Here is a 12,680-nt window from a genome sequence, read left to right on the forward strand (position 1 = left end):
GCGACTTTGGCACCAGCGGGAAAGGAAAGTGAGAATAACATATGGCAACGCCAATCAAACGGAACATTAATTTTTCCGTACTAAACCAAGAAAAGATTGATAAAATCCATGAGAAAAGCATGTATATCATGGAAAATATCGGAATGAAAGTAACCGGTGAACGTGCCGTAAAGCTTTTGTTAGATAACGGTGCGACCCTGGGCGATGACGGTCTAATTCGCATTACGCGCACGATGGTTGACAAGGCGCTCAAAAGCGCTCCCAAAGAAATAACACTATATACACGTGATGGGCAGCCGGCCATGGTAATCAATAGTGAAAACCAGGTGTATTTCGGAACACATTCAGATCAACTGGAAATTGTCGACCCCTTTACAAACACAGTACGTCAATTTCTAAAAAAAGATATCCAAACAATGTGTAAGGTTGCCGACTATCTGCCTAATATCTATTTTGTTTTATCGGTAGGCATGACGGCAGATGTTGACCCTAAAGTACAGACACAAAGCACATTTATCGAAACAGTAAAAAACTTTAGCAAAACTATTAATTTCTCTACCAATGATATAGAATCCCTTCAGGACATCATCGACATTGCCGCTGATATAGCAGGCGGCCTCGATAAGCTGCAGGAAAAACCCTTTATTTTCAATTATTGTGAGCCGATACCACCGCTGACTCACCCACTGGAAAGCACAGAGAAAATATATATCAGCGCAGAAAATCGCATACCCTTTGTGTATATGCCCTACTGCATGATGGGTGGTACGTCACCTATGAGCAAGGCGGCAACGCTGGCACAGTGTAATGCTGAAGCTTTGGCCGGGTTAGTTCTGACTCAATTAGTTAGCGAAGGAGCTCCATTCATTTATGGCGCAATGCCGTCTGTGTTTGATATGCGGACCAGTATTGGTAGTTACGCGGCCCCTGAGTTCCACCTTAATATTGCTGCTATGGCGGACTTAGTGGCATATTATGGGCTGCCTTTCTATGGCACAGCAGGTTGCTCTGACGCTAAGGTCATCGATGAGCAAGCTGTAGCGGAAGCCAGCGTCGAAATATTTTCCACTATGCTAAGTAAAGCCAATATCATTCATGATGTGGGTGTAATGGATCATTGCAAGAGTGTGTCACCTGAATTAGTAGTTTTGGCTAACGAAATTATTGAAGGCTTAAAGCACTATACCGCAGGCATCGAGGTAGCAGATGAGGATTTTGCTATTGACGTAATTGAAAAGGTAGGACCTGGCGGACATTACCTGGGAGAGACTCACACTAACAAAAATTTCCGTAAGGTTTGGTATCCCAGCCTATTCAGCAGAAAGATGAATAACGAAGACTTCTCTGAAGTAAGTGGAAAGATTAAGGTGAAAATTGCAGACATTCTGAAAGAACATGAGGTTCCCAAACTCGATGACTCAATATTAGAGAAGTTGGCGAAATGGGAGCAGAAGCTCGGATTATAAGAAAACATGTAGTCCTGTGGGGTAACGGTATTTTAACCAGGATTTAGTCCAAGCACCTTGGCAACGGAAGTCAAGTTTCTAGCTAAATCCTGGTACAAACTCCACAGATCCGACTACCAAATCTGTAGGTAATGTTTAGCAGAGGAGGCATATTCGGAGATGATTTTTTGGCAAAACCGTGATTTTGGCATCAATCATATTAAAACCCGCAAAAACCATGTGTGTTACGGCATGGGTTTAGGAATTGTCCTGTTGAATGACGCCTATCCCGGATTTCCCGGAGATGTGCGCAATGCCAGTGCTTTTCCCTATCCAATACAATATGAGATTGCAGAAGGTGTAACCAACAAAACGTTGGTATATGATAAGAATCCGGCACAATGCCGCGAGTCTGTAGTAGCAGCAGCAAGAAAGCTAGAGCGGCTGGGCTGCAGGGCAATCGCAGCAGAGTGCGGTTACTTTGCCTTCTTTCAGAAAGACGTAGCTGCAGCAGTAGATGTACCGGTGTTCATGTCTAGCTTGTTACAGGTTCCTTTTATTCAACAGGTGATAAGTCCGAATAAAATGGTCGGCATAATTTGTGCCCAAAAACAGTTTTTAAGCGAAGACCATCTAAAGAATGTGGGGATTACTCCAGGCAGTAACTACATAATTGCCGGAGCCCAGGACGAATATGGCTGCTCAGAGTTTGACAACTTGTGGAATCCACTGAAACGGCCTGATTGTCCGGAAGCATACTACGAGCAAGCTGAAGAGCAGATGGTCTTTACAGCCAAAGAGTTTATCAAAGCAAACCCTAACATTGGAGCAATTATGCTGGAATGTACAGGAATGCAGCCTTTTGCCCGGGCGATACAGCGTGAAGTTGATCTACCGGTATATAGTTGGGGGACACTCCTTGATTATGCGTATTCTGTAGTAGCTCACCGGGATTATTACGGTCATGTTTAATTAGGTAATGAATAAGTAGAAGGCAACATAGGTCTGATAATTTTCAGAATTATATAGAATTAATAAGACGATAAAACGGGAGGAATATGGATGACCAGAGCGAAAGTAACAATTCCTTATCTTATGGAGAAGAAAGCTAAAAAAGAGCAAATCACCATGATCACCGGTTATGATTACCCAATGGCTCTTTTAGAAGAAAAAGCCGGCATTGATATTATTTTGTGTGGCGATTCCCTGGGCATGACAGTATATGGTTTTGATGGAACATTACCAGTAACGATGGATATGATGATTGTTCATGCGGCAGCTGTAAAACGTGGTGCGCCCAACGCCTTTGTCATTGGTGATATGCCGTTTTTATCTTATCAAGTATCACCGCAAGAGGCCGTTCGGAATGCAGGTCGTTTTATGAAAGAAGCTAATGTTGACTGTATCAAATTGGAGGGCGGAATAGCCATGGCAGAGGCTGTAAGGGCTATTGTTAACGCCGGTATTCCTGTTATGGGTCACTTGGGGCTCACGCCGCAATCCACATCTGCACTGGGTGGCTTCAAAGCCCAAGGTCGTTCGGCTGAAGCGGCTTACCGTATTATTGAAGATGCTGCAGCTTTAGAAGCTGCCGGTGTGTGCTCAATTCTGCTGGAAGCTATCCCGCCTGAAGTTGCTAAGATCATAACAGAAAAAAGCAAAGTGCCAATCATCAGCATTGGTGCAGGTATCCATTGCGATGGACAGCTTTTGATCGTACATGATATGCTTGGCTTCTTTGATCGCTTTGTGCCTAAATTTGTAAAAAAGTATGCTAATCTAAACGCCTCCATTTTGGAAGCCTTGAACCAATATAAAGAAGAAGTCGAAAAAGGCGCGTTTCCAGCGAAGGAACATTGCTATGGCATGCCGGAAGAAGAACTAAACAAGCTTAAAGACATGGTGGAAGCGTAATTTGAAGGATGAATATGACTCACACCTAATAATATAGGTCAGTGTAATGCATTGATAATAACTAAAAGTTAGCCTGGATTTTACTGAATATTCTAGTAAAATCCGGGAGGCTATTTTTGTTGGTTAAAGCATTTCATGCCAATTTGTAGTGAGGTGTCTTTCATGGCAAAGTGGAGTAATAATTATTCTAGTATGCGCAGTAAGCTGATCGTGATTTTTCTATTGTTAATTATCGTGCCAATTGCAATAATTGGCTTTGTTGTTTTGAATTTTACCGAAAACAAAACTAAACAAGATTTTATTACGTCTTCGACAAAAGAAATGATCCAGGTTAATAATACGATTAATACATTTTTTGAGGCAGTAAATGAAAACTGTAATTATTTAGCAACTCATCCTGCAGTTACCAGGGCTGATGAATCGATACGATCATATAGAGATAAAGAAAAACCTACGGTGAATTCACTTGCGCAAAGCGTAGGAATAGAACAAGATATTTATAATATGTATGAACAATTCGCTAAAACTCATCCCAAATTTGCTTATGTCTATATGGCTACTAAGCATAAAGGCTATATTCAATGGCCTGTGGCGGAAATTCCCGCAAAGTATGACCCCAGTAACCGGCCATATTACCAGACTGCAATGGCTAATAGCGGTAAAGTAGCCAGAAGTAATCCTTATAGTTTCAATCAACAATATTACATAAGTACAGTCAAGACGATTACTAACTCTTCAGGTGAGATTATCGGGGTTCAGGGTCTTGATGTAAGTCTTGATGGCTTAACCGGGGAAATAAAAAATATCAGGATTGGTGAAAATGGCTATGTTATTTTAGCTGACAATGAAGGCACCATTGTGGCAGATCCCCGTACACCTGACAATAATTCTAAAAAGCTTGCGGATATTTCAGCATTTGCTAAACTAGCGAAAATGAATTCCGGTCCTGCAGAGATTAGTATAGCTGGATCAGATTATCTTGCAAACGTCTATACATCGCCAGAAACAAATTGGAGACTGATTTCTCTTATACCTGCTGCCGAGGTGGCGGCAAGTTATAACAAAATTAATAAGACTTTAGTAATTGTAGCAATAATGTGTTTTGTTATTGGATTGGTTGTAGCAGTAGTAGTGGCTCGTTCTATCACTAAGCCTATGGTGGCATTGTCAATGGTTGCGCAGCGTGTTGCTGATGGTGATTTGCTTGCAGAGGTTCAGCAGCGTGGTACTAAGGATGAAGTGGGTATTTTAGAGAGCAGCATTGCTCAGATGATTCAAAATCTGCGGGAGATGATTGGCAAAACGGCCCGTACTGCCGAACAATTGGCCGCTTCAGCACAGCAGCTTACTGCCAGTGCTGACCAGTCGGCTCAAACTGTCAATCAAGTTGCCAGTTCAATTACAGATGTGACAAAAGGCATGGAGGCGCAATTGGCTGTAGCGAACGATACGTTCGCGGTAGTAGAACAGATGTCAATGAGTATCAAGCAAGTTGCGGGCAATGCTAACGCAGTTGCTGAGGAGTCAGTTAATGCGACTAACAAGGCGACCGATGGTGGCAAGACTGTAGAAAAAGCAATTACCCAAATGAAGGCCATCGAACAATCAGTCCAAGCAGTTGCTGAAGCTGTTACTAAGCTGAGTGATCAGTCTAAAGAAATAGGGCAGATCGTAGATACCATTTCAGGTATTGCCGGACAGACAAATTTGCTCGCTTTGAATGCTGCGATTGAGGCAGCTCGTGCAGGTGAACAAGGGCGGGGATTTGCCGTTGTTGCCGAAGAGGTTCGTAAATTGGCTGAACAGTCTCAAGAAGCTGCTCGTAAGATTGGTACAATGATTGGTCAAATTCAGGGCGATACGGTGAGGGTAGTGGAAGTAATGAATGATGGGGCCAGGGAAGTTCGGCTGGGAACTGAAGTAATTAATACCGCCGGTGAAACCTTTATGGAAATTACGACGCAGGTTACTCACGTATCTGACCAAGTCAAGGCTATATCTGCGGCAATTGAGCAAATGGCAGCTGGCAGCCAGCAGATTGTCGGGTCGGTGAAACGGATCGAAGATTTGAGTAAACAAGCGTCCAGTGAAGTCCAGACTGTATCGGCTGCAACCCAAGAGCAAGCGGCATCTGTGGAAGAAATTGCTTGCTCCAGCCAGTCGCTTACTCAGCTTGCGCAAGAACTTCAGGAAAATGTCGTAAAATTTCGTGTATAATGGATATATATGAATAGGGGGCGTACGAATGAAACTTGATTGTATGGATGAAGAGTTAAGGCAAATTCATGAAGCATCAATGCAAGTTCTGGAAAAAACCGGCATGAAATTTCATCACCCTGAAATAATAGAACTATTGCAGCAAAAAGGCATAAAGGTGTGTGGACAAACTGCTTACTTCACAAGGGAGCAAATTATCGAGTGGGTTAGCAAGGCACCATCTACCTTTACTCTTTATGCTCGTAATCCCCAATATGATATTGTTGTTGGCGGAGATAACGTCGAGTGCTGCCCAGGGTCTGGGTCGCCTGCTATTTCTGATAGTGACGGATCGAAGCGATCCTCACTAATGACGGATTACGTGAATTTTCTCAAGTTGTACCACCAAAGTGACCTCTATAAAGTGAATGGTGGGTTCGTAGTTCAGCCGACAGATATTACCAGTAAGCACTGTATATCCCTAATGTTGTATGCGACCATTCTATACTCAGATAAGGGAATTATAACCGCCACTGGCGGAGTTGAAGAAGTGCAGGCGTTAATGGATATATTGGCTATCGTTTTTGGTCAGGAGGAGTGGGCGCAGAAGCCACGGGCAATAACAATTGTCAATACCAATACTCCGTTGCAGTTTGACAAAAATATGCTGGAAACCATGATGGTGTTTGTTAAACATGCGCAGCCAGTCATTATTGCGGCAGCTTCAATGGCCGGAACTACCGCTCCGATTACGCTGGCAGGTACAATTGCCTTAACCAATGCGGAGGTGTTAGCCGGCATTGCAGTTACTCAAATGCTAAGCGAAGGTGCCCCGGTTGTCTACGGCTCACAAACTACCACGTCTGATATGCGGACAGGTTGTATTGCCATCGGTTCACCGGAAGGAGCCTTATGTTATGAGTATGCGGCTCGCCTAGCCAAAGCTTATGGACTGCCTTGCCGTGGCGGCGGTTCGCTGACAGATTCGAAATCGCTTTCTGTGCAGGCTGGCTATGAAAGCATGCTGACCCATTTGGCTACTCATCGAGCAAGAATGAATCTTATATTCCAAAGCGCAGGCATCATGGACGGTTACTCATCTATGTCCTATGAAAAATTCGTGGTCGATCTGGAGATAATTCGCATGGTGAAACGCTATCTTGAAGGAGTTAAAGTGAATCCTACTACCCTGGCAGTGGATGTCATACACGAGGTGGGGATTGCGGGGCATTTCCTGACGGCAGAGCATACCATGAAGCATTGCCGCAAGGAACCGTTTATACCGGAGATCAGTCTCCGAGGCACGGTAATGGGTGATCCGTCAGAGGCACTTCTTGAAAAAATAAGAAATAAGAAAGAAAAAATGCTGACCACTTATCAGCGGCCGGAATTTTCGCCAGAAATTCAGCAACAACTAGTTGATTACTTAGTTACCAAAGGCTTTGATGCTAAGTACATAGAATCTTTGCAACATATGGAGTAAATTAGGACAACACAGTATTTCTGACAAAATGAACAGTCAGGATACTGTGTTGCTTTTTTTAGCATTCTCTACGCTCCAAATTTTAAAAATAAGAGGGAGAGCATACGAATGAAACTTGATTGTATGGATGAAGAGTTAAGACAGATTCATGAAGCGTCAATGCAAATATTGGAAAGGACTGGTGTAAAATTTCATCATCCAGAAGTCGTTGAGCTATTGCGGCAAAAAGGGATAAAGGTATGCGGACAGAACGCCTTTATTTCAAGGGAGCAAATTAGCGAATGGGTTTGCAAAGCACCAGCTACTTTTACTCTTTATGCCCGCAATCCCCGCTATGATATGGTTGTTGGCGGAGATAATGTTGAGTGCGGTCCGGGAGGTGGCGCATCTGTCATTTTAGGTAGTGACGGAACTACGCGGCCTGCAATGATGACTGACTATATCAATTTTCTCAAACTTTATCAGCAGGCTGACATTTATAAAATAAATGGATGTCCTGTGGTTCAACCTGCTGATATAAGCAGTCAGAACAGTGTTTGTTTGCTTTTGTATGCCAATATTCTATACTCGGACAAAGGGATTGCGACAGGTACTGGTCCGGTAGAAGTAGTTCAAGAAGGAATGGATATGCTGGGTATTCTGTTTGGTAAGGACGAACTAGTGAAAAAGCCGAGAATCATAGCGGTTACCAATACCAGTACTCCACTGCAGTATGATAAAAATACTCTGGAAACGATAATGGTATTTGTTAAACATGCACAGCCAGTTGTTATTGCCGCCTGTTCGATGGCTGGAACTACTGCGCCGGTTACGCTGGCAGGTACTATTGCGTTAACCAATGCTGAAGTTCTAGCAGGAATTGCAGTTACCCAGATGTTAAAGGAAGGCACTCCGGTTGTCTACGGCTCACAAAGTACCACCTCTGATATGAAGACAGGCTGCATTGCTATTGGTTCACCGGAAGGTGCTTTGTGTTATGAATATGCAGCTCGGTTGGCAAAAGCCTATAGGCTGCCATGCCGAGGCGGTGGAGCGCTGACAGATGCGAAGTCGCTGTCTGTGCAGGCTGGTTATGAGAGTATGCTGACTTACCTGGTTACTCAGCAGGCAGGGATGAATCTTATATTCCAAAGCTCCGGAGTCATGGATGGATATGCGTCAATGTCCTATGAGAAATTTATTATCGATCTGGAAATAATTAAAATAGCGAAGCGGTATCGCGATGGATGTAAGGTTAATAACAATATACCAGAGACTAGTCTCAGCGGTACTGTGCTCGGAGACCCATCAGATAAGCTTTTCGAGAATATAACAAACAAAAAAAATGCGATGTTGGAGAGTTACCAAAAGCCTGAACTTTCCCAAGCAATACATCAGCAGTTGGTCGATTATTTGGTTAAAAAAGGGTTTGATGAACAGTACATTGAATTTCTGCAGCAAATGTAATTCGTACAATAAAAAGATCGCTCATGCATTATTAGCCAAAACAGAGCTCATCGCCTCATGGGAAAGTAGTATGGAATTAGTAGTCATAACAAGGAGACGATGGTATAACAGATGAATCGGAGACGACTCAAATTTTTCGCAAACGAATCGTAATTTATTAGTAAAAAGAGTTTCAATTTTCACAAGGCCGAATTTTCTGTAAAATAGATAAATCAGATGCCAGGAAACAAGACTTTTTGGCACCTGATTTATTTTTTTTCGATCCAATTAATCAATAAAAAATTGGCATGGTAATTGCAATTACAATAACATAAGGAGATATTAATTTAATAAAAAAATGCTGCATTGCTGAAGAAAGGAGGAATGAATTGGCGTTATCGAAAACATCAGCTCAAACCTAGTGCTTTGTTCGATCAGTCTGAGTATTTTTCTTATTGTTCCAATTTTCGGAAAATCCGAAGCGTTATTCCTTGATTGACTGTTACATTGAAACAGTCGGTCATGTGTCTGAGGTACAAAAAAGGAGGAAATAGAATGGGAAATATAAGACCTATTGCGTTTTGGCCGCCAGTGATTCTTTTTATTGCGGCATGCGCCTACAACTTCATTGACAAAGCCGGCTTCGGTAAAATGATCAATGAATCAAACAAATGGTTAATGAGCAATTTTGCCTGGGCTTTTTGCTTGGGTGTTTTGGTAATGCTTGGGGTCATCATTTTCGTGATGTGTTCCAAGTTCGGTGATGTGAGAATCGGCGGAAAAGATGCCGCTCCGATGCTTGACGACTGGCGATATTTTTCTATAACCTTGACCAGCATCATAGCCATCGGTATTTTGTTCTGGGCTACGGCAGAGCCGCTTTACCATCTGACAGATCCGCCGAAGTCTCTCAATATTGCGAAGAATAGTCCGGAAGCGGCAGTATTTGCCATGTCGACCCTGTTCATTCATTGGGGATTCCTTCCACTGGCAATCTATGCAGTACCTTCCATAATGTTTGCATTCGCCTACTATAACATGAAAAAGCCTTACAGCCTTGGTTCAACTCTCACCCCTGTCTTTGGCGACAAGGTGCTCGGCAAATGGGCACAGGGAATTGACGCATGCTGTATGTATGCGTTGATCGCCGGTATGGCAGCTTGCCTGGGAGCAGGGGTTCTTTCGATCGCAGGCGGGCTCAACAAACTTACGGGAGTCCAGACTGGCGCGTTTCTCTGGGCAGTCGTTGACGCCGCAGTAGTCTTGACCTTTGTTATTTCTTCGATTACTGGTCTTTTTAATGGAATCAAAAGGTTATCGGAAATTAACTCCATCGTCTTCTTTGCCATGGCGATATTCGTATTTGTCCTTGGCCCGACCGCATTTATGTTGAATCTCGGTGTAGAGTCATTTGCCAATCACCTACAGACTTTCTTTGCCAAGGCTTCCTTTACAGGTGCAGCGGCGGATGATCCCTGGGCTGGCTGGTGGACCATATTCTACTGGTGCAACTGGTTGGCATGGGCTCCGATATCAGGAATGTTCCTGGGTAAGATTTCCTATGGCCATACCATTAGAAAAGCTCTGACTGTTCAGTTTATCCTTCCAGCCTTGTTTGACATTGTATGGATGGTTATATTCGGCGGTGCCGCCATATATAGCGAACTTCACGGCGGGAGGCTGGTGGAGGCCATGGCTAAGGGAACCGAGTTTTCGGTGTACGCTTTCCTGGATCAATATCCTCTAGCTCTGATTACTAGTACCATATTCGTATTCTGCATGTTCCTATCCTATGTAACAGGCTCTGACGCTTACGCCACGACTCTTGGCGGTATGAGTACGACTGGCATTTCTCCTGCCGACCCGGAACCGCCTATGGGCATTAAAATTTTCTGGGGAGGAATTATCGGAGTTGTGACCTATGTAATGATCTCTACCGCAGGAGTGGACGGTATCAAAATGTTATCTAATCTTGGCGGTGGACCAGCACTGATTCTTGAACTGATTATGTGCTATGCTCTGGTAAAAGTTGCCCTTAACCCGAGCCTTTATGATACCTTCAAAAATGACTATCATGCCGACGGAAGCCCGATCAAATCGAAAACCAAGAAGGCGCTGATGTCTGAAGAAGCAGTTATCGAGGCATATCATGGAAAACCGACAATTAAAGGATAAGTAAATCACGGACTGTAAGAGGAGTTTGCAGTAATGATGATGTTAACAGAGCTCGAAATAAAAAAGCGCCGCCCGCTCTGAGGCAACAGAACGAAAGCGGCAAAAAATGGATTTAATTAAACTAACTAGATTATATTATCAAATATTTATGGAAAATTCAAGGAGGAAATATAAATGAAAAAGACCGTAGCTACTACTTTGGCTCTAGTATTTGGACTAAGTATGGCAGGTACTGTTTTTGCTGCCAATCCTTTCGCAGATGTTCCGGCGAAACACTGGTCGTATGACGCTGTTCAGAAGTTGGCTAATGCTGGTATCATTTCCGGTAGCGGCGATGGCAGCTACCAGGGCGAAAGAACAGTTAGCCGTTATGAAATGGCTGCTATTATTTCCAACGCTATAGCTCACGCTGACAAAGCCAATGCGGCTGATAAAGCCCTTATTGACAAATTAGCGGCTGAGTACAAATCCGAACTGGAAGGTCTAAATGTTCGCCTGACTAAGGTGGAAAAAAAGCAGGGTAATATTGAGTTCTCCGGATCGTTCCGTGAGCGTTATGAGTGGACAAAAGTTGCTCCTAATAGTGGTATAGACTCCACTGCACTGAAGACGCGTGTACGTTTAAATATGGCTACCCAGCTGTCAGATGACATATCTTTTAATGCACGATTGCACAGTGAGTCAAAGAAAACGAGCGATGATGGCAGTGCATATATAGATCTTGCTTATTTATCAGGCAAACTTTTTGATGGCGTGAATTTTACCGCAGGTCGTATGGTTTTACCTGTTGGTAAAGGTCTTGCATGTGATACCTGGCATGACTGGGATGGTGCGAAGATTAACTTTGGGAATAAGGTGAAAGTGAGCGCAGGTACCGCCAAGTATCATAGCGATGGTTGGGATTCACCTAACTATGCATATGCTGATATGAACTATGCGTTTACTCCTAACTTCGACATGAGCTTAGCTTATTTTACAGATAGCCAAGATTTTAATGAATATAAAACGAAGGCTATTGGGTTCAGTTATGCTTTCAACAAATTTGTCTTAAAAGCTGAATACGGTAAAAATGGAGCTGAAGTGGCGAAACAAGCGAATAATGGTTCTGAGGCTAAAGGTTGGTATAGCAATCTGAAATATATGGGGGCTGACGGTTCTAAAGAGCATTCCTATGGGGTTTGGGTAGGCTATAGAAAAGCTGATAGAGCCTTTGACCCAGAATGGTGGGGCACTCCGGATGCTACCGATGTAGCCGGAGGCCGTGCAGCTCTTAACGATACCAAAGGTTTGGAATATGGTTTTGAGTACACTGTATTTAAAAACGGCATTCTAACAGTGCAGTACAATGATATGAAAGACAAAAATGGCACTAGCCCGGATGGTAGACGTAATCTAATTACTAGCTTGTCCTATTCCTTCTAGGTAGTGACGTAAACAAAGGAGAACTGCCGTAAAACGCAGCAAGAGCCCGCTTAAAATGATAAGTTTTAGGCGGGTTCTTCAATCTTTTGCAATGAGAAATGGTAAATTTAGCAAAAGATAATCAATAAAGATTATGTTGACACGATAAAGTAAGCGTGATAATATATAGAAACGGTCAAGGACAACATGCCGACCATGGCAAGTCTAAGACACTAGCGCATTTATGCGCAACGTTCCCTGAAAACTGAACAATGTAAAGTAATGCATCATAAAAAGCGTACTATCGTACGAGCTTCATGATAAGAATGGTCTAAGCGGCCGTCTTGTTATGGATTCTCGATACATTGTACGGGCCAGTGTAGCGTGCGTGTCGCAAGACACAAACCAAAAACAATTTTTGATTTTAATGAGCCATTAAATGGCTTCAATATAATGTAGTCACTGTGTGACTTTGAACATGTGCCTGTCTCGTCCTGATTAAGAAGCATGTCTTCCTTAATAAAGATAGTAGCAGGGATAGCAGAGAAACATATAGACGGCATACACTTTATTGGAGAGTTTGATCCTGGCTCAGGACGAACGCTGGCGGCGTGCCTAACACATGCAAGTCGAACGGAGTA

The 12,680-nt window shown here is 43.2% G+C and carries 8 protein-coding genes and 1 rRNA gene; all 9 read left to right on the plus strand.

What is annotated here, in order from left to right:
* Window positions 1-41 precede the first annotated feature (41 nt).
* Window positions 42-1,466 carry a trimethylamine methyltransferase family protein gene (locus tag B9A22_RS21945; RefSeq protein WP_084578085.1) on the plus strand — a complete coding sequence of 475 codons (1,425 nt, stop codon included), beginning with the start codon at window positions 42-44 and terminating at the stop codon, window positions 1,464-1,466.
* 159 nt (window positions 1,467-1,625) lie between these two features.
* Window positions 1,626-2,417 (plus strand): aspartate/glutamate racemase family protein, encoded by a 792-nt coding sequence (locus tag B9A22_RS21950; RefSeq protein WP_084578086.1) that lies wholly within the window; start codon window positions 1,626-1,628, stop codon window positions 2,415-2,417.
* A 90-nt stretch (window positions 2,418-2,507) separates the two neighbouring features.
* Window positions 2,508-3,359, plus strand: coding sequence for a 3-methyl-2-oxobutanoate hydroxymethyltransferase (gene panB, locus B9A22_RS21955; RefSeq protein WP_084578087.1), 852 nt, complete (start codon window positions 2,508-2,510; stop codon window positions 3,357-3,359).
* Window positions 3,360-3,521: 162 nt separating this feature from the next.
* Window positions 3,522-5,576, plus strand: a complete 2,055-nt coding sequence (locus tag B9A22_RS21960) for a methyl-accepting chemotaxis protein (RefSeq protein WP_176215646.1) — start codon at window positions 3,522-3,524, stop codon at window positions 5,574-5,576.
* Between the two features lie 28 nt (window positions 5,577-5,604).
* Entirely contained in the window at window positions 5,605-7,038 is a 1,434-nt protein-coding gene (locus B9A22_RS21965; RefSeq protein WP_084578089.1) for a trimethylamine methyltransferase family protein, read from the plus strand.
* Between the two features lie 108 nt (window positions 7,039-7,146).
* Window positions 7,147-8,484, plus strand: a complete 1,338-nt coding sequence (locus B9A22_RS21970; RefSeq protein WP_084578090.1) for a trimethylamine methyltransferase family protein — start codon at window positions 7,147-7,149, stop codon at window positions 8,482-8,484.
* Window positions 8,485-9,018: 534 nt separating this feature from the next.
* Window positions 9,019-10,638, plus strand: coding sequence for a BCCT family transporter (locus B9A22_RS21975; protein WP_084578091.1), 1,620 nt, complete (start codon window positions 9,019-9,021; stop codon window positions 10,636-10,638).
* Window positions 10,639-10,812: 174 nt separating this feature from the next.
* Window positions 10,813-12,060 (plus strand): S-layer homology domain-containing protein, encoded by a 1,248-nt coding sequence (locus B9A22_RS21980; protein WP_084578092.1) that lies wholly within the window; start codon window positions 10,813-10,815, stop codon window positions 12,058-12,060.
* Between the two features lie 547 nt (window positions 12,061-12,607).
* Window positions 12,608-12,680 (plus strand): 16S ribosomal RNA (locus B9A22_RS21985); the annotation flags it as partial.

Origin of the sequence: Sporomusa malonica, assembly GCF_900176355.1 — a bacterium.
GTDB lineage: Bacteria > Bacillota > Negativicutes > Sporomusales > Sporomusaceae > Sporomusa > Sporomusa malonica.